This window comes from Bradyrhizobium sp. HKCCYLS3070, from assembly GCF_051167575.1.
Classification (GTDB): domain Bacteria; phylum Pseudomonadota; class Alphaproteobacteria; order Rhizobiales; family Xanthobacteraceae; genus Bradyrhizobium.
Genome location: NZ_JBNPTI010000004.1, coordinates 84005 through 103987, shown reverse-complemented (window position 1 = coordinate 103987; position 19983 = coordinate 84005). Strand labels below are relative to the sequence as shown.

Here is a 19983-nt window from a genome sequence, read left to right as displayed (position 1 = left end):
GGGGACGGGGCTTGAAGGCAATGCATGCCGGTCGGGTGGGGGGGGGACCCGGGCGTCTCACGCGGCGGGATGAGGTCAGGTCGCCGACGCGTGGGTCGTCCCGGATTGGTTCGGCATGCGGCTGGTGATGGTCTTGTTATCGTTATCCGTGTCCGCGCCGCCCGGCGTAAGCCGACAGGCGGCGCGGAGCGCAGCGGTCTCACTGTTCGAGCGCGGCCAGGGCAGCGTTGCCGATCTGCTGCGCCTCGGCCCAGGCGGCCTGGGTGGCCTGCTGGGCGGCGGTGTAGCCGGCCTGGATCTGCTGCTGAGCCGCGGCCCGCAGCGCCTGCTCCTGCTGCTCGCCGGTCTCGCGGGCCTGGGTCAGGGCCTGATTGTCGGCATTCAGCGTCGCATTGGCCTGGTTGAAGGCGTTGGCGGTGGTCTGCGCCTTGGCCTGGGCCGCCGCCAGTGCGGCCTGGTTGGCCGCATTGTTGGCGCGTTCGAGGACCTCGGCGGCCTCCTGTGCGTCCTGCTTGGCCTGCTGCGCGGCCTGACGCGCCTGCTCCAGCGCCTGCCGGTCGGCGTTCACCTTCTGCTCGGCCGCTTCCACCGTCGCATCGATCGTGCCGATCTTCTGGTTCAGCGCGGCCTCGACCGTCTTCTGGTTCTGGGTCGCAGCCGCCTGCGCGGCCTGGGTCTTCTGCTGGGCGACCGCGCGTGCCTGCTCGCCGGTCTTCAACGCCGCCTGCAGCGCGGCCTGCTCGGCGGCTTCCTGGGCCGCCTGGTTCTGCTGGTTGTTGTTATTGTTGTTGTTGCCGTTGCCGGCCGCCGCACCACCATTGTTGGCATTGCCGCCATTGTTGGCGTTGCCGGCCGCCTGGCCGGCCTGCTGGGCCGCCTTGCCGGCGGCCTCGGCCGTCTCGCGCGCGGTGTCCTTGGCGGCGTTGGCGGCTTCCTTGGCCTCGTTGGAGACGTCGATGTCCTTGTCGAGCTTCTGGAACGCGGCCTGCAGCGCGGCCGAGGCTGCCGTCAGCTTCGCAGCGTTCGCGGTCGCCGCGGCCTGGTTGGCGGCGGTCGGGTTCTTCTCGGCCTGCTCCTGGGCCTCGATCGCGGCGCCGCGTGCGTTCTGCTCGGCCTGACGCGCGACGTCGATTGCCTTGCGGTCGGCAGCGACCTGCGCCTCGGCGGCGGCGGCGGTCTGCGCGGCGGCCGCGGCCGCTGCGTTGGCCTTGGCGACGGCATCGGTGCTGCTCGACGCCGCGGCAGCCGCCTTGGCCGGCGTCGCTGCGGCTGCGGGTGTCGCGGTGGCCTTGGCGACCGCGACGGTGGTGGTCGCTGCCGCGGCGGCCGCAGCGGCCGGCTTCGCCGCGCTCGTCGTGGTGCTGGTCGCGGCTGCGGTCTTGGCCGCACCGGTCGTCGTCGTTGCGGCGGTGGCGGCAGCGGCGGGCTTGGCGGCGGTCGTCGCGGCCGTGGCGACGGCAGCGACGGGCTTGGCCGCAGCCGTGCCGGTCGTTACGGCCGCCGTCTTGGCGGCGGTGCTCGCCGCGGTCGCCGCGGCGGTGGTGGCGGCCGTGGTCGCAGCGGTGTTCGCAGCCTTGGCGGCGGCGCCGGCCGCGGCCTTCGCAGCGGCGCTGGCTGCGGCCTTCGCTGCCGCGTCGGTCGCCGCCTTCGCGGCAGCATTCGCTGCAGCCTTGGCCGCAGCGTTTGCCGCAGCCTTGGCGGCGGCGTCCTGCGCGGCCTTGGCGGCGGCAGCGGCTGCAGCCTTGGCAGCGGCATCCTGGGCCGCCTTGGCGGCTGCCTGGGCTGCGGCCTTCGCCGCCGCCTCCTGCGCCGCCTTCGCGGCGGCGTTGGTGGTGGCCGAAGTGGCAAGGGCGGTGGTCATGGCCTGCGCATTGGCCTGATGCGGCAGCGCCGTCACCGCCAGAGCGGACATCAGGGCCAGCACGCTGACATGGCGATAGAGATCGGTCCTCGACGCCGCGGTTTGAAGATTCTTCTTATCCGCCATCAGCTCAACTCCCTTGGTACGCTGGATTGGATGATGGAACCTTTTGAAAATGATTTTGGCTTGCAGAATGGTCGGACCTTGCAAGCAGCAAGGCGTCTGCCTGCAAGCTGACGGCAGGATTTCGCGATGTTTGCGGCAAGCCGGCCGCGACGAGATGGCGCAGGGGAACAGAAAGCTTTTGAAACAAACGGTTGCAGTCGGAACGCCGGTTGCACGGTTGCGGCGGGCCGATGAGCATTTCGCGGCGAGCCATGCCGCCGCCATTGAAGATGCGACGCATTGTCGCATATGTCGTGAAAGTCGTCCGCTGTGCGAACGGCGGCTCAGCCCTTCTGGGCGTAGAGCAGCGGGACCGCGGCGTCGACCATCACCTCAACGAGGCTCGTGCCGGCATGGGCGAGGGCTCGCGTCAGCGCACCGGCGAGATCGGCGGCATGGTTCACGCGCACTGCGTCGCAGCCCATGCCTTCCGCGAGCTTGACGAAATCGAGGCCGGGCAGCTCGAGCCCGGGCACGTTGCGCACCTGCATGACCTGGCTGAACGAGCGCATCGCGCCATAGCCGGAATTGTTGATGACGACGACCGTCAGCGGCAGCCTGCGCTGCGTGGCGGTCCACAGCGCCTGCAGCGAATACATCGCCGAGCCGTCGCCGATCAGGCACACCGTGCGGCCGGTGTTACGGCCCAGCGCCATGCCGACCGCCGCCGGCAGGCTGTAGCCGAGCCCGCCGCTCGCCATCGTATAGAACGACTCCGCGCCGGGCATTGGCATGTACTTGTGCATCACCGGCCGGTGCGAGGGGATCTCCTCGACCACGGCGCTGCCCGCCGGAAGCGCCTGCGCCAGCGTGTGCAGGAGATAGTCGACCGGAATCGGATCGGATGGCTTCGGCGCGTCGGGTAGCACGCGGCCCTTCGGCGCCGCGCGCCTGGTCTCCGGCAGCAGCTCCAGCAGCAGCGACAGCGCCGGCCGCATCGTGGCGATGATGCTGGTGCCGACCGGCGGCACCGCGGCGCCTTCTGCGTCGTCGGTGATCTGATAAAGCGTGGTGGCGCCGTCGAAGATCGCGGCGTGGCCCTCGACATGGAAGGTGAACACCGGCGCGCCGATCACGACGACGAGGTCGTGCGGTTTCAGGGCGTCGGACAATTGTCCGGGCGAGGCGTGCAGAAAGCCCTGGAATTGCGGATGGCGCTCGGGAAATGAGCAGCGCGCCGAGAACGGGCTGACCCAGACCGCGGCCTTGGCCTTCTCGGCGACCTCGACCATCAGTTCGACGCAGCCGGCGCGGTCGATGCCGGGGCCGACCACGAGCGCGGGATTCTTCGCGGCGGCAAGTGCGCTCACCAGTTCGTCCATGGCGGCGCGATCGGGGCCGAGCTCGCGGCTCACCTTGCGCGCGGTGATCGGTTGCGCCGGATGCATCCAGTCGTCGATCGGGATCGAGACGAAGGTCGGCCCGCAAGGCGGCTGCATCGCGGTGTAGTAGGCGCGGGCGATCGCGCCCGGCACGTCCTCGGGCCGCGCCGGCTCGACGCTGTATTTGACGTAAGGGCGCGGGAATTCGGACGGGCGTTCGGCATAGAGAAAGGCCTGCAGCGGCAGGATCGAGCGCGCCTGCTGGCCGGCGGTGATGACCAGCGGCGTCTGGTTGCGGTGCGCGGTGTAGATGTTGCCGAGCGCGTTGCCGACGCCGGCCGCCGAATGCAGATTGACGAAGCCGGCATTGCGCGTCGCCTGGGCATAGCCGTCGGCCATGCCGACGACGGAAGCCTCCTGCAGGCCGAGCACGTAGTCGATGTCCTCGGGCCAGTCGCTGAGGAACGGCAGCTCGGTCGAGCCGGGATTGCCGAACACCTTCTTGATGCCGAAGGCGCGCAGCAGCTCGAAGGTGGCCTGCTTGACGGTGACGGGTTTGGTTGTTGTTTTCGTTGTTTTGGCCAAAGGCGTTCCCTCGGGTGCTTTTTGTGGGTCGTCATTCCGGGGCGATGCGAAGCATCGAACCCGGAATCTCGAGCGGTTCTTCTCCCTCACCTCGAGGTTCCGGGTTCGATGCTCTGCGCCAAAATGGCTTCGCCATTCTGTCGCGACGCACCGCCCCGGAACGACAGAGTCTATGTCACCAACTCGCGGTGCCCTTCATCGTCGGCTGTCGCTCGGCGTTGGCGGTCCACAGCTCCAGGCCGCCATCCTTGTCATTCGCATTCACCGAGAACGCGCTGCCCTCGAACAAGGGCTGCACGCCGCGATAGGCGAACTTGGCCGGCGGTTTGCCCTTGAGTCTGGCGGCGAACTCGACCAGCAGCGCGGCCTGCAAAGGTCCGTGGAAGATCAGGCCCGGATAGCCTTCGACCCTGGTGACGTAGTCGCGGTCGTAATGGATGCGATGGCCGTTGAAGGTCAGGGCGGAATAGCGAAACAGCAGCACGGCATCGGAGACGCGCGTCTCGCTGTGCTGCGCGACCGGCGGAGGCGGCGGCGCCTTCGCCGGCGCAGCCTGGGCGCCACCCATGTCGCGATAGACGATGTCCTGGCGCTCGCGGATCGCGACGCCGCGCGGCGTCGATACGACATGCTCCACCGACACGAAGCAGAGCTGGCCGGTCGAGCCGCTCTTCAGGGTGACGTCGGTGATGGTCGAAAGGCGCGTCGCGACATCGCCGACGCGCAAGGGATCGATGAACTGCACCTCGCCGCCCGCCCACATGCGGCGCGGCAGCGGCACCGGCGGCAGGAAGCCGCCGCGGGTCGGATGGCCGTCGGGGCCGAGCTGATCGTGTGGAAACACCGGCTGGCCCAAACACCAGTGCACGGTGTAGGGCGCGATGTCGCCGGTTGTCGGTTCGCCGATCTCCTGGAACAGCGTCGCGCGCAGCCCCTTGGTGAGCTGCGGGGTGACGAGGTCGGTGGCCTCGGCGCTGCGGCCGACCCATTGCCGGAGGTGATCGAGATCGAGCGTGTCCGTCATGATCATCCCTTTCGCTGATGCGGCGAGGCGGCCTCGCCGATCGCGGGCACGGCGCCGTAATGCCTGTCGTCGCCGACCACGATCGCCGCCGGCGCGGGATAGCTGACGACGCCGTTCGGCGTGTCGACCTCGATGCGCCGCAGATGCGGATGAACGGACAGGTCGGCCATGCTGTTGACCTCGGCAAAGGCGATATCGGCGGCGGCGAGCTTCGCCAGCAGCTCATCGCGCGACAGCGCCGCGAAGCGCTCCGCAACGATCCCGTCGGTCAGCGCGCGGTTGCGCACGCGCGCGACCATGTTGGCGAAGCGCGGATCGTCCGGCAATGTGGGCTGGTCCAGCACCTTGGCGCACAGCGTCTTCCACTCGCGCTCGCTCTGGATCGAGATCAGGATGTCCTTGCCGTCCTTCGAGGTGAACACGCCATAGGGCGCGATCGAGGGGTGGGCGAGGCCGATGCGCTTCGGCGCATTGCCGGCTTCCGCGTTGAGCAGCGGCACGGTGAGCCAGTCGGCCATCACGTCGAACATCGAGATCCTGATGTCGGCGCCTTCGCCAGTGCGGCCGCGCCTGATCAGCGCCTCCAGGATCGCGGCATGCGCCGTCGCGCCGGTCGCGACGTCGACGATCGACATGCCGACGCGGGAGGGGCCGTCCGGCCCGCCGGTGATCGAGGCCAGCCCGCTCTCGGCCTGGATCAGCAGGTCATAGGCCTTGCGATCGGCGTAGGGACCGGAGTCGCCATAGCCGGTGATGGTGCAGCAGATCAGCTTCGGATAGTCCTTGCGCAGCCGCTCACGGGCAAAGCCCATTCTGTCCATCGAGCCGGGTTTCAGGTTCTGCAGCAGCACGTCGGCGCCGGCGATCAGCTTCTCCAGTTCGGCGCGACCTTCCGGCCTTGAGAGGTCGACGACGACGGAATCCTTGCCGCGGTTGAGCCACACGAAATAGCTGCTCTGACCCTTGGCGGCGGCGTCGTAGCCGCGGGCGAAATCGCCCTCGGGCCGCTCGATCTTGATCACGTGAGCGCCGGCATCGGCGAGACGCGACGAGCAGAACGGTGCGGCCACCGCCTGCTCGACGGCGACGACAATGATCCCTTCAAGCGGCAGCATGGCCCGACCTCAATACGAGCGCGGCATGCCGAGCACGTGCTCGGCGACGTAGGAGAGAATGAGGTTGGTCGAGATCGGCGCCACCTGATACAGCCGCGTCTCGCGGAATTTGCGCTCCACGTCGTACTCCTCGGCGAAGCCGAAGCCGCCATGGGTCTGGATGCAGGCATTGGCCGCCTCGAACGACGCATCGGCCGCGAGCATCTTGGCCATATTGGCCTCGGCGCCGCAGTCGAGCCCGGCCTCGTATTTGCGCGTGGCCTCCTTGACCATCAGCTCGGCCGCGCGCATCGACGCATAGGCCTTGGCGATCGGGAACTGGATGCCTTGATTCTGGCCGATCGGCCGGCCGAACACGACGCGCTCCTTGGCATAGGCGGTGGCTTTCGCGATGAACCATTTGGCGTCGCCGACGCATTCGGCCGCGATCAGGATGCGCTCGGCGTTCATGCCGGAGAGGATGTAGCGGAAGCCCTTGCCTTCCTCGCCGATCAGGTTCTCCGCCGGCACCCGCATGTCGGTGAAGAACACTTCCGTCGTGGCGTGGTTCATCATCGTCCGGATCGGGCGGATGGTGAGCCCGGCCTTCTTGGCCTCGCGCATGTCGACGATGAAGACGGACAGACCATCGGTGCGCTTCTGCGCCTGCTCTTTCGGCGTGGTGCGCGCGAGCAGGATCATCAGGTCGGAATGCTCCGCGCGGCTGGTCCAGATCTTCTGGCCGTTGACGACATAGCTGTCGCCGTCGCGCTTCGCGACCGTCTTCAGCGACGTCGTGTCGGTGCCCGAAGTGGGTTCGGTGACGCCGAAAGCCTGCAGCCGCAACTCGCCGCTGGCGACCTTAGGCAGCCACTTCGCCTTCTGCTCGGCGGAGCCGTGGCGCAGCACCGTGCCCATCGTGTACATCTGGGCGTGACAACCGCCGCCATTGCAGCCGGCACGCTGGATCTCCTCGAGGATTGCCGCAGCGGCCGACAGCTTCAATCCCGCGCCGCCATATTCCTCGGGAATCAGCACGGAGAGATAGCCCGCCTCGGTCAGCGCATCGACGAAGGCCGAGGGATAGGCCATCTCGCGATCGAGCTTGCGCCAATATTCACCAGGGAACTGCGCGCACAGCTTGGCCACCGCGTCGCGGATATCGGCGTAATCGTCGTGCTGATGCTGGTCTGTCATGTGTTGCTCCGCCGGCCGCCGTGACGCGGCCTGGGCTCTCTCCCTGGACTTGTTTCCTGATAGCCTATGACCAAGCGGGTCACGCTTGGCAAGCTTGGAATGCCAGCGTTGCAGCCGAGCAGCCTTGCCGGAGCGACAGAGCAGGCCGCCTGCGGCGACGTTCTAGCTGACGGGAAATCCGAGATGACCGCGGAAACGGTTTTTGAGGAAGACACCGTCGCGTGCGGGCAGCGCGCGGTCAACGTGATCGGTCGAGATCGCGACGCGGGCGAAGTGCGGCCCGGAGAACGCGTGCAGCTTTGGCCGGAAGGCGTCGAGCGCCGCGCTGTCCTCGAGCGTGCTGACGGAGGGAAAGCCGGCTCCGGTCGCGATCAGCTCGAGATTTGCGCCGAGCCCGGAATGGCTCATCTGCATCCCGGTCTCGCCGAAATGGGCGTTGTCGAGCACGACGATCGAGAGATTCTTGGGCTTCTTCGCGGCTGCAGTCGCGAGGCTGCCGAGCCCCATCAGTTGTTCGCCGTCGCCGGTGACGACGACGACCGGGCGCGATGGCTGCGCCAGTGCGAGACCCAGGCCGATCATGGCCGCGCCGCCCATCGCGCCCCAGAGATAGAAGTTGGCGTCGTGATCGCCCGCGGCGAACACGTCGTAGGACGATGAGCCGAGGCCGCTGACGACCAGCAGGTCGCCACGGTTCTGCAGCAGCGCCTTGACGGCGGTGCGGCGGTCGAGCGGTGCTCCCATCACTTCGCCTCCGTCCACTTCTTGGCGCCGATCATGCGCTGGGAGATCAGCACCGCGATCGGCTGATCGCTGTCGAACGCGAGCCTCGCTGCAGCGGCCGCCATCTCGCCGGCGTCTTCGGGACGTTCCAGCCGGAACACCGTGACGCCCATGATCTCGAAGGCCGCCTGCGTCGCCTTGCCCATCGGCACCTGCCACGGATTGAACTCGGCCCACTCGCCGCGCATCGTCACGAAGGCGAGGAACGGGAAGCGGCAGCTCTGAAGCAACGACAGCATGTTGACGCAATTGCCGACGCCGCTCGACTGCATCAGCAGCACTGCGCGCTGCCCGCCGAGCCAGGCGCCGGCGGAGAGCGCGACACCTTCCTCTTCGGTGGTCAGGACCGTGGTGGCGATCGTGGGATCGTCATGGGCGAGGCCGATCAGGCGGGAATGGCCGGCGTCGGGGACGTAGCACAGCTGACGGACGTCGGCCGCCTTCAGCGTCTCGTAGATGGCGAGCGGCCAGTCGGTGGTGGGCGTGTCGGAAGCGGCCATGGCGTCCTGAGGTTCATGAGCACCGATGGTGCAGCGGATGATTTAGCCAGAAACGACCGTCGAAGCCCATTGAATCTCGTTCAACCCGCCATGCCGGATTCTCATAGGCAGCCTAGGGCCTCGTGGTCCGGCTGGGGAGGCCTCATGGTTCGAGACGCCGGTGCGCGGCTCCTCACCCTCATGGTGAGGAGCGCCGCTCGCGGCGCGTCTCGAACCATGAGGCCCCATGCGGCCGACCACGCGATCGTCATGTGGAGTGGCGGGAGCAACAGGAACTCACCCCGGGATCCGCACCGGCAGCGATTCATAGCCGCGGACGAAGCTGGAATAGACCCGCTTCGGCTCGCCCACGACCTCGATGCGGTCGAAGCGCTTGAGGATCTCTTGCCAGACGATGCGCAGCTGCAACTCGGCGAGTCGCATGCCGACGCAGCGGTGGATGCCGAAGCCGAATGAGAGATGAATGCGCGGCCGCTTGCGGTCGATGATGAAGGCGTCGGGGTTCTCGATCACCTCCCCGTCGCGGTTGCCCGAGACGTACCACATCACGACGCGGTCCCCCTTCTTGATCGTCTTCCCGCCGAGCTCGGTATCGACCAGCGCGGTGCGGCGCATGTGGGCGAGCGGCGTCTGCCAGCGGATCACCTCGGGCACCATGGTCTCGATCAGCGCCGGATTGTCGCGCAGCTTCTGATACTCGGCCGGGTTCTCGTTCAACGCCAGCACCGATGCCGTCATCGTATTGCGGGTGGTGTCGTTGCCGCCGACGATGAGCAGGATCAGGTTGCCCATCAGATTGTCCGGCGTCATGTGCCGCGTCGCCTCGCTGTGCGCCATCATCGAGATCAGGTCGCGGCCGGGCTCGGCCTGACGCGCCTTCCACATCCGGCCGAAGGTCTCGGCGCATTCGCCGAGCTCGCGGCGGCGCTCCTCCTCCGACGAAACGATGCCGCTCTTGGGCAGGGCGGTGGAGACATCCGACCAGCGCGTCAGCTTGCGGCGCTCCTCGAACGGGAAGTCGAACAGGGTCGCCAGCATCTGTGTCGTCAGCTCGATCGAGACCTTCTCGACCCAGTTGAAGGTCTCGTTGCGCGGCAGCGAATCCAGCACCTTGGCCGAGCGCTGCCGGATCAGCACCGCCATCTCGTCGAGATGGTCCGGCGTGAACATCGGCTGCACGGTCTTGCGCTGCTCGCCATGGCGGGGCTCGTCCATCGCGATGAAGCTCGGCCACTCATAGCCCGGCGGCACGTCGCGGATCATGATTCCGCCATTGCTGACGTCCGACGAGAAGACCGCGTGGTTGGTATCGACATGCATGATGTCGTGATAGCGCGTCACCGACCAATAGGGCTCGATCGGCGCCTTGGTGCAGTAGTGCACGGGCGCCTCCTTGCGCAGCCGCTCGAACCACGGCCAGATCGTGTCGTTCTGGAACAGCCGGGGCGCGCCGGGATGGAAGTCCTCGATCGGCGTCGAGTAGGCCTCGAGGCGCGCGTCGCGCAGCAGATCGGCCTTATCGGAGCGAAGCGCGGCCTGGACGGTCATGGGGTGGTCCTTTTCTTGCTGCTGTTTCTTGCTGCCGTACCGATCGTACTCACGTCATCCTCCGCAAAGGCGGACGATCCAGTACGTCGAGACGTCAATCATATTGCAATATCGTTCTCCGGAATACGGGATGCCCCGCCTGCGCGGGGCATGACGGCAAAGTTGATCTGCACCGCAATCAGTTCACACTGCAATCCGTACCGGCAACGTCTCATATCCCTTCACGAAGCTCGAATAGACCCGCTTCGGCTCGTCCATCACGTCGATATGATCGAATCGTTTCAGGATCTCCTCCCAGATGATCTTGAGTTGCAGTTCGGCCAATCGCAAGCCGACGCAGCGGTGGATGCCGAAGCCAAATGACAGATGCTGGCGCGGCCTGACACGGTCGATGATGAAGTCGTAGGGACGCTCGATGGCGGCCTCGTCGCGGTTGCCCGAGACGTACCACATCACGACCTTGTCGCCTTTCTTGATCTGCTTGCCGCGGAACTCGATGTCTTCCAGCGCGGTGCGGCGCATGTGGGCGAGCGGGGTCTGCCAGCGGATGACCTCGGGGACGAAGCTGTCGATCAGCGCGGGGTTGTCCTTGAGCTTGCGGTACTGATCAGGGTTCTGACTGAGCGCATAGATGCTGCCGGACATGGTATTGCGCGTGGTGTCGTTGCCGCCGACGATCAGGAGCACGAGATTGCCGAGGAAGTTCTTCGGGTCCATGTTCCGGGTCGCCTCGCTGTGGGCCATCATCGACAGCAGGTCGCTCTTCGGCGGCTGGTTGACGCGCTCCTGCCAGAGCCGGGCGAAATAGCGCGCACAGTCCATCAGTTCGGCCTGCCGTTCGTCCTCGGTCGCGACAAGCCCATCGGGGCCGGGGATCGTGGTCGCGATATCCGACCAGCGCGTCAGCTTGCGGCGGTCTTCCCAGGGGAAGTCGAACAGCACCGCCAGCATCTGCGTGGTCAGCTCGATCGAGACGCGATCGACCCAGTCGAACACCTCGCCGACAGGCAGATTGTCCAGGCATTCGGCGGAGCGCTTGCGGATGTTGATCGCGAGCTCGTCGAGATGTGTCGGCGTGAACATCGGTGCCACGGTCTTGCGCTGCGCGGCATGGCGCGGCGGATCCATCGCGATGAAGCTCTCGCGGCGCAGGTCAGGATCGACGTCGCGAATGGTGATGCCGCCGAGGGCGGACGCCGAGGAGAACACCGCGTGGTTGGTCTCGATCTCCATGATGTCGTCGTATCGGGTGATCGACCAGTAGGGGCCGAACATCGACTCCTTGCAGTAGTGCACCGGATCCTCGCGACGCAGCCGGTCGAAATAGGGCCAGTGCGTGTCGGTACGGAACAACTCCGGATGACCGGGGTCGAATTCGGCGAGCGGCAACGATGCGGCGCGGCGGGCGGCCGCGTCGTCGACGCGCTCGCCTGCTGCGGCGTGTCGCTGTGCCTCGGCCGTCGTGGTGGTCCCGTGCATGGACGTCTCCCTGATGGCCGGATTTGAGCTGTCCGGCGATGTTGGGTGCGATTACATCCTGCCCGGGAGCGCGGGGCAAGCGCGGAGTGGGGCCGCCGGGCCGGTCTTGCGTCGCAACGCTGGTATTTGTCCGGACGTCGGGCGTGACAAGCGCCACGTCACGGAATATGGCTTTGGGCGATTGTTGCAAAGCAGAAGACTAGCAGGAGGCCGCCCCATGATCGCCAACGCGCAGCGCATGTTCAATTTCGATCTCGGCGAGACCGCAGACGCGATTCGCGAGACGGTGGCGAGCTTTTCGCAAGAGCAGATCGCGCCGCGCGCTGCCGAGATCGACCGCTCCAACCAGTTTCCGCGCGATCTCTGGCCCAGGATCGGCGAGCTCGGCCTGCACGGCATCACGGTGGAGGAAGAGTATGGCGGTTCCGGCCTCGGCTATCTCGAGCACTGCATCGCCATGGAAGAGATCTCGCGCGCCTCGGCCTCGGTGGGCCTGTCCTACGGCGCCCACTCCAACCTCTGCGTCAACCAGATCCGCCGCAACGGCAACGAGGCGCAGAAGCGCAAATATCTGCCGAAGCTGATCTCGGGCGAGCATGTCGGCTCGCTGGCGATGTCCGAGCCGCAGGCCGGCTCCGACGTGGTGTCGATGAAGACCCGCGCCGACAAGAAGGGAGACCGCTTCGTCCTCAACGGCAACAAGATGTGGATCACCAATGGTCCGATCGCCGAGACGCTGGTGGTCTATGCCAAGACCGATCCGCAAGGAGGCCCGCGCGGCATCACCGCGTTCATCATCGAGAAGGGCATGAAGGGCTTCTCGACCGCGCAGAAGCTCGACAAGCTCGGCATGCGCGGCTCCGACACCTGCGAGCTGGTGTTCGAGGATTGCGAGGTACCGGAGGAGAACGTGCTGGGGCAGGTCGGCCGCGGCGTCAACGTGCTGATGAGTGGCCTCGATTACGAGCGCGCGGTGCTCGCGGCAGGTCCGCTCGGCATCATGCAGGCCTGCATGGACGCGGTGCTACCCTACGTGCACGAGCGCAAGCAGTTCGGCCAGCCGATCGGCACCTTCCAGCTCGTGCAGGGCAAGGTTGCCGACATGTACACGACGATGAATGCCGCGCGCGCCTATGTCTATGCCGTGGCCAAGGCCTGCGATCGGGGCGAGACGACGCGTGAGGACGCCGCCGGCGCGATTCTGTTCGCCGCCGAAAAGGCGACGCAATGTGCGCTCGATGCGATCCAGCTGCTCGGCGGCAACGGCTATATCAACGACTATGCGACCGGGCGGCTGCTGCGCGACGCCAAGCTCTACGAGATCGGCGCCGGCACCAGCGAGATCCGCCGCATGCTGATCGGGCGGGAATTGTTCGAGAAGACGTCTTGAGGCGCAGACCAAGCGGTTGGCGTATGCGGGACATGCGTTCGCCAACCGGCCGGATGCAGATATTTTAGTCATCCTCGTCGAGGCCGGTGTTTTTTTCCGGCCGACTTGCGTAGAAAATACGTCGAACCTCGAAGTCGTCCCGGCGACGAACCATCGAGGTATATTGTAGATCTTTTGCGGGTGTCGGAGGCTTGAGCCGTGAACCAGATGAGCTACGTTCCGGAGCAGCCGCCGCCGCTTCCGCCTCTCACCGCCACCTTCTCGGGTGCGCGTGGCGAGTTCTTCCGGCTGGTCAGCCGCGGGGCGGCCATCGAACTGATCACGCTGGGCTTCTACCGGTTCTGGCTTGCGACCGACATCCGCCGTCATCTCTGGGTCAACACGGCCGTCGACGGTGATGCCGCCGAATATACCGGCCGCGGCAAGGAGCTCCTGATTGGCTTCCTGTTCGCGATGGCGATCCTGGTCCCGATCTACCTTGCCTACTTCCTCGTCGGCGTCGAGGCCGAGCGCTTCAAGGCCTTCGCCAGCGTGCCGCTGGTGATCGCCTTCTACGCCTTCGGCCAGTTCGCGATCTTCCGCGCGCGCCGCTACCGCCTGACGCGCACGGTCTGGCGCGGCATCCGATTCTGGATGACCGGCTCGGGCTGGGCCTATGCCGGGCGCGCCATGCTGTGGACCTTGTTGACGGTGGTCACGCTGGGGCTGGCCTGGCCGTGGCGCGCCGCCGCGCTCGAGCGCTACAAGATGCGGCATTCGCACTATGGCGATCTCAGCGGCGACTTCGAGGGACGCGGCTGGGAGTTCTTCAAGCGCGCCTGGTATCTGTGGGTCATCGCGCCGTTTGCGCTGCTGCTGTTTCCGTTGTTTCCGTTCGTCTATGCGCAGTTCAAAGCGATCGAGTGGCGCTGGTGGCTGTCGGGCATCCGCTTCGGCGGCGTGCGTCTGGAATCGGACCTGCCCGGCAACGCGTTCTATGGTCTGTATTGGAAGGTGATCGGCTGGTGGTTTCTGCTGTCGGTCGCCTCCGGCGCCTATTTCAGTGGCGTCGCCGCGCTGATGATCAAACTGCTGGGGCCGGGAAGCGACGGCCTGCCTCAGGTGCAGGCGCTGTCTGACAACATACCGATGCTGGTGCTGGTCGGATTGGGCTACGTCGCCTGGATCCTGGCGCTCAACGTCGTGATGCGGCTCTATCTGGTGCGCGACATGTGGGCGACCGTGCTGCAGTCGGTTCAAGTGCATGGCATCGAGGCCATGGCCAATGTCGCCGCCAAGGGCGATCTGGCCAGCGCGCTCGGCGAAGGATTTGCCGATGGACTCGACGTCGCCGGATTCTGATTCCGGGCCGGCGGGCGCTGCTGCGCCGGCCGCCGCCACGCCGGTCGAGCTTGCCGCTCCGCTCGGCGGCCCTGCGGTCTATTTCGACGGCCTGTCCAACCGGCGGCAGGTGGTCACGATCGGCTTTGCCAATCAGCTGGTGATGCGCAGCGCCGACAATTTCGTCTCCTGGCCCTATGCCGACATCCGCCGCGTCGATGGGCCGAGCGGCACGCTGCGCGTGAGCTGCCTGTCGGCGTCGCCGCTGGCGCGGCTGGAGATCCGCGACGCAGCGCTGTCGGCCGAGCTGATCGCGCGCTGCAGCCACATCGACCAGAACAGGATGACCCGCGGCGCCATCACGCGCATCGTCGGCTGGTCGCTGGCCGCCGCCGCCTCGATCGTCGCCGTCGTGCTGGTGGTGATTCCGTTCGCCTCCGACCGGCTGACGCCCCTGGTGCCGCCGACCATGGAGCGGCATCTCGGCGAGGCCGCCGTGGTGCAGATCCAGACCGTGTTCGGCGACAAGCTCTGCAGCGAGGCGGCGGGGCAGGCCGCGTTCGCCAAGCTAGTCACGGCGCTGCGCCGCCCCGCCGGCCTCGACGACAGCATCGCGTCGCAGGTGCTGGACACGCCGATCCCCAACGCCTTCGCGCTGCCGGGCGGGCGATTCTTCCTGTTCAGGGGGCTGCTCGACAAGGCCAATGACCCCGACGAGGTCGCCGGCGTGCTGGCGCATGAGCTCGGCCACCTCAAGCACCGCGACAACCTGCGGCAGATGATCCACAATGGCGGCAGCTCGTTCCTGATCGGCCTGCTGTTCGGCGACGTCACCGGCGCGGGTGCGGCGATCTTCGCCTCGCGGGCCATGATCAACGCGTCCTATTCGCGCGAGGCGGAGGCGGCCGCGGACGGCTTCGCGATCGAGGTGATGCACAAGCTCGGACGGCCGACGCGCCCGATGGGCGAATTGCTGTTCCGCATCACCGGCAAGGAGGACGGCAAGCGCCCGTCGCTGTGGGCCAGTCATCCGCTCAGCGAGGACCGTCTCGCCCGCATGCGCGCCGAGGACCGGCCGCCGAGCGGCCCGCCGCTGCTCAGTGCGGAGGAGTGGCGGGCGCTGAAGGGGATTTGTCGCTAGGCATTGGGACGCGTTTGGCGTTCGGGCGACGGCTGCGCTTGGCGTCGATTTGTGCCGACAGCGTTGCCATACATTCGGTGTCGTCCCTGCGAACGCAGGGACCCATAACCACCGAACCTTGTTGTTGGAAGCGGGCGTCGCTCAGCTTGCCACTTGCAGAGGCCGCGGCGTATGGGTCCCTGCGTTCGCAGGGACGACAGCGGAGGCTGAGGCGGCGTCCGGGCTCTCAATGAGGCGATCAAAAGCGCGTTCGGATCAACCGACCGCTCACTCCGCCAGATTGTTGGTCTTCCTCACCCAGGCCCGCACATCGGCCAGCACGTCCGGCAGCACCGCCTTGACGTCGGCGAGCGTCATGCCGGCCTTGACGCGCGGGTCGTACAGCAGGTTGAGGATGTACTGGTCGTAGACGTCGAAATAGCCCATCGAGACGTTGTCGTTGAACATCGTCCAGGGCACGCTCGAGGTGTCGTTGATCGGCCCGAGCGACTGCAGCAGCTCCTCATAGGCGCAATCGAGGAAGACGAAATCGCCGTTGTCGACGGTGAGGATGACGTCGGAGCGCTCGATCTCGAACGCCTCGTTCTTGCGGAAGCCGGACAGGCATTGCGGATCCAGCGAGGTCTTGATCTCGCGCGCGCGCTCGCTGCCATAGGCTTGGCTGATGGTGTGGTAGAGGTCGCGGTCGCGCACCAGCTTGACGCGGACATTGGCGTCGCCGTCGGTCTCGGTCATCGCAATGTCGAGGTTGCGGATGCGGGCGGCGATATCTTTGACGACCTTGGCGAGCTGCGCCTTGCGGTCGGCGCGGCGGCCGTCGGCAAACACCCGCACCGGCGCGCTGTATTTCCGGATGCGGTCAACCCGGCCCGCCAGGTGATACTCGGCGCCGAAGGCGGTCTTGAAGAAGCCGTCGGTGATCTCGGCGTCGGTGAAGCTCTTCTTCTCGATGCGCTGGCGGGCGGCGATCGCCGGAATTTCGGCGGCCGACGCCGGCAGCGGGACCACCACGGTCACGAGCGCAGCCAGCGCGGCAGCCACCGCGCTCCGCAGGGGACGCCCGGAGCACCGGTGCTGCCGGCGAGGATGCGCGCTGTGACATTGCCTCATCGTCGTGGTCGCGTGCGGCTCTCAGTTCTTGACGATCACGGTGGCGCCGACCGAGACGCGGTCGTAGAGGTCGGCGACGTCGTCATTGGTCATGCGGAAGCAGCCCGACGATACCGCCTGGCCGATCGTCTCGGGCTCGTTCGAGCCGTGGATGCGGTACAGCGTGGAGCCGAGATACATCGCGCGGGCGCCGAGCGGGTTCTCGATGCCGCCGGCCATGTGGCGCGGCAGGTCGGGCCGGCGCCGCAGCATCTGCGACGGCGGGGTCCAGGCCGGCCATTCCTTCTTCGCGGTGATGCGGTGCACTCCGCTCCAGCGGAACCCGTCACGGCCGACACCGATGCCGTAGCGCAACGCCTGGCCGCCGGGCAGGACCAGATAGAGCCGGCGCTCGCTGGTGTTCACGATGATCGTGCCGGGCGCATACTGGCTCTGGAACATCACGGTCTGGCGCGGAATCGGGCTCACGCCGCTCTGGTAGAAGTTCGGCCCGCCGCCGAAGAGGTCCCTGGTGTCGAACATTTCCGCCCGCGCCATCCCGGCGCTTGCCACCGACGCGACCGCAGCAATTCCCAAAGCCAAACAGCGCTTCATTTCCATCCCCTGGCAAACATCAAATTCCGTTCGCAGACAGGCCATAAACGGTTGCACTTCGCAACCCACGGCGGCGTGAGGCCGGTATGTGGCGACGGTCCGTGACCCAAATCCCACGGAAAATCGCGCGCGTCCTGGACCAACATCCTGTTAGCCAAGCCCGCGCATGAGCACCGCGGCGATGGCAGCAATGCGGCCAGCCCCTTTGACGCCGCGGGCGAACAATGATTGATCTGCCCAGCATTGCAAATGGCGCGCGGAATCAGCAGGAGAATAGGATGAACGGTGCGGAAAGCCTGGTGCGGACCCTGGTCGCGGGCGGCGTTGACGTCTGCTTTACCAATCCGGGCACCTCCGAGATGCACTTCGTCGCCGCGCTCGACCGTGTCGAGGGCATGCGCTGCGTGCTCGGCCTGTTCGAAGGCGTGGTGACCGGCGCCGCCGACGGCTATTTCCGCATGAAGGGCACGCCGGCCTCGACGCTTCTCCATCTCGGCCCCGGCCTCGCCAACGGCCTTGCCAATTTGCACAACGCCAAGAAGGCCCGCTCGGGCATCGTCAACATCGTCGGCCAGCACGCCACCTACCACATCGGCTTCAACGCGCCGCTGACCTCGGACATCGAGGGCCTGGCGCGGCCGATGTCGGACTGGGTGCGGACCTCGCCGAGCGCCAAGGCCGTGGCCGCCGACGGCGCCGCCGCGATCGCCGCCGCCAAGAGCGCGCCGCCGCAGATCGCCACCCTGATCCTACCCGCCGACACCGCCTGGAACGAGGCCGACGGCATTGCCCAGGTTCCGGGAGAGGCGCAGCGCCCGAGCTATTCGGCTGACGCGGTGGAGAAGGCGGCCAAGATCCTGCACGCCCACGGCCCAGAAACCCTGGTGCTGATGACCGCGGGCGCGTTGACCGAGCAGGCGCTGACCTTCGCCCAGCAGATCGCCGGCAAGACCGGCTGCCGCGTGATGGGGCAGACCTATCACCCGCGCATGGCGCGCGGCGCCGGCCGCTTCTCGATCGACCGCATCCCTTACGTGATCGAGCAGGCGCTGCCGATCCTGAAGAACTACAAGCACATCGTGCTGGTCGAGGCCAACGACCCCGTCGCCTTCTTCGCCTATCCGAACAAGCCGAGCATGCTCAAGGCCGAGGGCACCGAGGTGCACCGCATGACCGCCTGGGGCGAGAACTCGGCCGCGGCGCTCGAGGCGCTGGCCGGCCATCTCGGCGCCAAGCCGGCCGACGTGAAGCCGCAGCCGCTCGCCGAGCTGATCAAGCCGCTAGGGGCGCTCAACCACACCACCATCGCCCAGGCGATCGCCTACGCGATCCCCGAGAACGCGATCGTCGTCGACGAATCCATCACCACGGGCCGCGGCTTCTTCCCGCCGACAGCGGCCGCCAAGCCGCATGACTGGCTGCAGAACATGGGCGGCTCGATCGGCTTCTCGACCCCGGTCGCGACCGGCGCCGCGGTGGCCTGCCCGGACCGCAAGGTCATGTGCCTCGTGGGCGACGGCAGCGCGATGTACACGATCCAGTCGCTGTGGACCCAGGCGCGCGAGAACCTCAACGTCGTCACGGTGGTGTTCGCCAACAGGATCTACCAGATCCTGCGCGGCGAGTTCGACGGCGTCGGCGCCGGCGAGCCCGGCCAGCGCGCCCAGGACATGCTCAAGATCGACCGCCCGACGCTCGACTTCGTCGCCATGGCCAAGGGCATGGGCGTCCCCGGCCGCGCCGTCACCTCGGCCGACGAGTTCAATGCCGCGCTGGCCGAGGCGAACGCCGAATACGGTCCGCGCCTGATCGAAGTGCAGATGTAGGTTCCTCCGCCCGCAACCCGGCGGCCGTAAATCGGCCGCCGGTTGATGGCAGCGTCATCGCCGCATTTATGTGGTTGGCGACTCAGCACGATCGCGTGTTGATGGTGACGTCTCCACCGTTTGTTTTGTTTGGGCGGCATGCACAGCGAATTGAACCGGCTGATCTCCGCGTTGCAGGAGTTCTATGCGCGCGAGCGCTTCATCCTCGACCGCGATCTCGGTGAGCGCGCTTTGACGCACCGGCTCGCGGTGCATCTGGAGCGCAACTTCCTCGGCTGGGACGTCGATTGCGACTACAACCGGCTCGGCGACCGCGCCATGCTGCTGCCGCGCGGGACCATCGTCTCGACCGATGACGAGCTGGGAAAATCGATCTACCCGGACATCGTCGTCCACAAGCGCGCCGTGCCCGACAATCTGCTGGCGATCGAGGTCCGCAAGGCCGGCAACCACCAGCCGTTGGCGCACGACCGCCACAAGCTGATGGCGCTGACCGACCCGCATCTGTGGTTTGCGTATTGGATCGGCGTGCTGGTGATTCTCGACCGCCGGAGCGTGATCACACCCGAGGTCTATGTCGGCGCCCGGATCGATCCGGTCTTGTCGGCCTGGTTCGCGGGGCGATTGCAGCAGATGGGACTCGCCGCCGGCTGAGACATCTCGCAGAAGAGGTGCGCGATCGCCGGTCGACGCGAATGAACAAGGGCCGCCCCTGAGAGGAGCGGCCCGATCTCGTCGCGCATGTGGAGCCTGCGGACAGGCGCTCCCACGCCTTACTTCGACATGGCGTCGCCGGACGACTTCTTCGCCGACTTCTTCTTCGTCTTGCTCATCTTCATGTCGTCGCCCCCGCCCATGGCGTCGCCGCTCTTCGCCGACTGGCCGGTGGTCGTCATCGGCTTCTCGGTGGACTGGGCAAGAGCGGCCGACGAGACGAACGCGAGGGCGGCGGTAGCGATGATCAGTTTACGCATGCGGAAAACCTCCGTGGGTTGGAAACGCGCCGGACCATAGGCGAATTCGACCAGCGGCGTTCTGACGCAG

18 protein-coding genes are annotated in these 19983 nt (G+C 66.8%); 5 read left to right on the top strand and 13 right to left on the bottom strand.

The features are described from left to right. Positions 1–199 precede the first annotated feature (199 nt). From ACQR03_RS15585 to ACQR03_RS15540, 10 genes are all read right to left on the bottom strand, one after another. Positions 200–1987 carry a hypothetical protein gene (locus ACQR03_RS15585; protein ID WP_434841694.1) on the bottom strand — a complete coding sequence of 596 codons (1788 nt, stop codon included), beginning with the start codon at positions 1985–1987 and terminating at the stop codon, positions 200–202. A 4-nt stretch (positions 1988–1991) separates the two neighbouring features. Then, positions 1992–2267 (bottom strand): hypothetical protein, encoded by a 276-nt coding sequence (locus ACQR03_RS15580; protein WP_315713984.1) that lies wholly within the window; start codon positions 2265–2267, stop codon positions 1992–1994. Positions 2268–2310: 43 nt separating this feature from the next. Further along, positions 2311–3933 (bottom strand): benzoylformate decarboxylase, encoded by a 1623-nt coding sequence (gene mdlC, locus ACQR03_RS15575; protein ID WP_434841693.1) that lies wholly within the window; start codon positions 3931–3933, stop codon positions 2311–2313. 175 nt (positions 3934–4108) lie between these two features. Beyond that, positions 4109–4957, bottom strand: coding sequence for an FAS1-like dehydratase domain-containing protein (locus ACQR03_RS15570; protein ID WP_316169443.1), 849 nt, complete (start codon positions 4955–4957; stop codon positions 4109–4111). A gap of 2 nt (positions 4958–4959) precedes the next feature. After that, positions 4960–6072 carry a CaiB/BaiF CoA transferase family protein gene (locus ACQR03_RS15565; protein ID WP_434841692.1) on the bottom strand — a complete coding sequence of 371 codons (1113 nt, stop codon included), beginning with the start codon at positions 6070–6072 and terminating at the stop codon, positions 4960–4962. A gap of 9 nt (positions 6073–6081) precedes the next feature. Beyond that, a complete protein-coding gene (locus tag ACQR03_RS15560) occupies positions 6082–7248 on the bottom strand; it encodes an acyl-CoA dehydrogenase family protein (RefSeq protein ID WP_315713988.1) in 1167 nt (388 codons plus the stop codon). Positions 7249–7410: 162 nt separating this feature from the next. Next, on the bottom strand, positions 7411–7992 hold the full coding sequence (locus ACQR03_RS15555) for a thiamine pyrophosphate-dependent enzyme (RefSeq protein ID WP_434841691.1): 582 nt from the start codon (positions 7990–7992) through the stop codon (positions 7411–7413). Then, positions 7992–8531 carry a thiamine pyrophosphate-binding protein gene (locus ACQR03_RS15550; protein WP_316191658.1) on the bottom strand — a complete coding sequence of 180 codons (540 nt, stop codon included), beginning with the start codon at positions 8529–8531 and terminating at the stop codon, positions 7992–7994. The genes ACQR03_RS15555 and ACQR03_RS15550 overlap by 1 nt, the downstream gene beginning before the upstream one ends. A gap of 276 nt (positions 8532–8807) precedes the next feature. Continuing rightward, positions 8808–10079 carry a cytochrome P450 gene (locus tag ACQR03_RS15545; RefSeq protein WP_315713991.1) on the bottom strand — a complete coding sequence of 424 codons (1272 nt, stop codon included), beginning with the start codon at positions 10077–10079 and terminating at the stop codon, positions 8808–8810. Positions 10080–10262: 183 nt separating this feature from the next. Continuing rightward, a complete protein-coding gene (locus tag ACQR03_RS15540; RefSeq protein WP_315752664.1) occupies positions 10263–11558 on the bottom strand; it encodes a cytochrome P450 in 1296 nt (431 codons plus the stop codon). Between the two features lie 217 nt (positions 11559–11775). Here ACQR03_RS15540 and ACQR03_RS15535 point away from each other — a divergent pair, with 217 nt between their 5' ends. The 3 genes from ACQR03_RS15535 (at position 11776) to ACQR03_RS15525 (ending at position 15409) form a co-directional block, all read left to right on the top strand. Then, entirely contained in the window at positions 11776–12948 is a 1173-nt protein-coding gene (locus ACQR03_RS15535; protein WP_315752665.1) for an isovaleryl-CoA dehydrogenase, read from the top strand. Between the two features lie 207 nt (positions 12949–13155). After that, on the top strand, positions 13156–14289 hold the full coding sequence (locus ACQR03_RS15530) for a DUF898 family protein (protein WP_315714374.1): 1134 nt from the start codon (positions 13156–13158) through the stop codon (positions 14287–14289). Beyond that, positions 14264–15409, top strand: coding sequence for a M48 family metallopeptidase (locus ACQR03_RS15525; RefSeq protein WP_315752666.1), 1146 nt, complete (start codon positions 14264–14266; stop codon positions 15407–15409). Before ACQR03_RS15530 ends, ACQR03_RS15525 begins: the two co-directional genes overlap by 26 nt. A 267-nt stretch (positions 15410–15676) precedes the next feature. Here ACQR03_RS15525 and ACQR03_RS15520 read toward each other — a convergent pair whose 3' ends face one another. Continuing rightward, a complete protein-coding gene (locus tag ACQR03_RS15520; protein WP_409998669.1) occupies positions 15677–16519 on the bottom strand; it encodes a DUF2927 domain-containing protein in 843 nt (280 codons plus the stop codon). A gap of 21 nt (positions 16520–16540) precedes the next feature. After that, positions 16541–17113, bottom strand: coding sequence for a L,D-transpeptidase (locus tag ACQR03_RS15515; protein WP_315713996.1), 573 nt, complete (start codon positions 17111–17113; stop codon positions 16541–16543). A gap of 278 nt (positions 17114–17391) precedes the next feature. Between ACQR03_RS15515 and ACQR03_RS15510 the strand changes: the two genes are divergently transcribed. Together ACQR03_RS15510 and ACQR03_RS15505 are read left to right on the top strand one after the other, a co-directional pair. Next, complete coding sequence (locus tag ACQR03_RS15510) at positions 17392–18939, top strand: acetolactate synthase large subunit (RefSeq protein WP_315752667.1); 1548 nt, start codon at positions 17392–17394, stop codon at positions 18937–18939. A 138-nt stretch (positions 18940–19077) separates the two neighbouring features. After that, positions 19078–19593: a hypothetical protein gene (locus ACQR03_RS15505; RefSeq protein ID WP_315752668.1), complete on the top strand. Its 516-nt coding sequence runs from the start codon at positions 19078–19080 to the stop codon at positions 19591–19593. Positions 19594–19712: 119 nt separating this feature from the next. On the opposite strand, the gene ACQR03_RS15500 is transcribed toward ACQR03_RS15505, so the two are convergent. Then, positions 19713–19913 carry a hypothetical protein gene (locus tag ACQR03_RS15500; RefSeq protein WP_315734232.1) on the bottom strand — a complete coding sequence of 67 codons (201 nt, stop codon included), beginning with the start codon at positions 19911–19913 and terminating at the stop codon, positions 19713–19715. Positions 19914–19983 lie beyond the last annotated feature (70 nt).

Excerpts from the sequence above, each read along its gene's own strand:
- ACQR03_RS15585 (WP_434841694.1), bottom strand. The coding sequence starts at position 1,987 with ATGGCGGATAAGAAGAATCTTCAAACCGCGGCGTCGAGGACCGATCTC.
- ACQR03_RS15580 (WP_315713984.1), bottom strand. The coding sequence starts at position 2,267 with ATGCGTCGCATCTTCAATGGCGGCGGCATGGCTCGCCGCGAAATGCTC.
- ACQR03_RS15570 (WP_316169443.1), bottom strand. The coding sequence starts at position 4,957 with ATGACGGACACGCTCGATCTCGATCACCTCCGGCAATGGGTCGGCCGC.
- ACQR03_RS15565 (WP_434841692.1), bottom strand. The coding sequence starts at position 6,072 with ATGCTGCCGCTTGAAGGGATCATTGTCGTCGCCGTCGAGCAGGCGGTG.
- ACQR03_RS15560 (WP_315713988.1), bottom strand. The coding sequence starts at position 7,248 with ATGACAGACCAGCATCAGCACGACGATTACGCCGATATCCGCGACGCG.
- ACQR03_RS15555 (WP_434841691.1), bottom strand. The coding sequence starts at position 7,992 with ATGGGAGCACCGCTCGACCGCCGCACCGCCGTCAAGGCGCTGCTGCAG.
- ACQR03_RS15550 (WP_316191658.1), bottom strand. The coding sequence starts at position 8,531 with ATGGCCGCTTCCGACACGCCCACCACCGACTGGCCGCTCGCCATCTAC.
- ACQR03_RS15545 (WP_315713991.1), bottom strand. The coding sequence starts at position 10,079 with ATGACCGTCCAGGCCGCGCTTCGCTCCGATAAGGCCGATCTGCTGCGC.
- ACQR03_RS15540 (WP_315752664.1), bottom strand. The coding sequence starts at position 11,558 with ATGCACGGGACCACCACGACGGCCGAGGCACAGCGACACGCCGCAGCA.
- ACQR03_RS15535 (WP_315752665.1), top strand. The coding sequence starts at position 11,776 with ATGATCGCCAACGCGCAGCGCATGTTCAATTTCGATCTCGGCGAGACC.
- ACQR03_RS15530 (WP_315714374.1), top strand. The coding sequence starts at position 13,156 with ATGAGCTACGTTCCGGAGCAGCCGCCGCCGCTTCCGCCTCTCACCGCC.
- ACQR03_RS15525 (WP_315752666.1), top strand. The coding sequence starts at position 14,264 with ATGGACTCGACGTCGCCGGATTCTGATTCCGGGCCGGCGGGCGCTGCT.
- ACQR03_RS15520 (WP_409998669.1), bottom strand. The coding sequence starts at position 16,519 with ATGAGGCAATGTCACAGCGCGCATCCTCGCCGGCAGCACCGGTGCTCC.
- ACQR03_RS15515 (WP_315713996.1), bottom strand. The coding sequence starts at position 17,113 with ATGAAGCGCTGTTTGGCTTTGGGAATTGCTGCGGTCGCGTCGGTGGCA.
- ACQR03_RS15510 (WP_315752667.1), top strand. The coding sequence starts at position 17,392 with ATGAACGGTGCGGAAAGCCTGGTGCGGACCCTGGTCGCGGGCGGCGTT.
- ACQR03_RS15505 (WP_315752668.1), top strand. The coding sequence starts at position 19,078 with ATGCACAGCGAATTGAACCGGCTGATCTCCGCGTTGCAGGAGTTCTAT.
- ACQR03_RS15500 (WP_315734232.1), bottom strand. The coding sequence starts at position 19,913 with ATGCGTAAACTGATCATCGCTACCGCCGCCCTCGCGTTCGTCTCGTCG.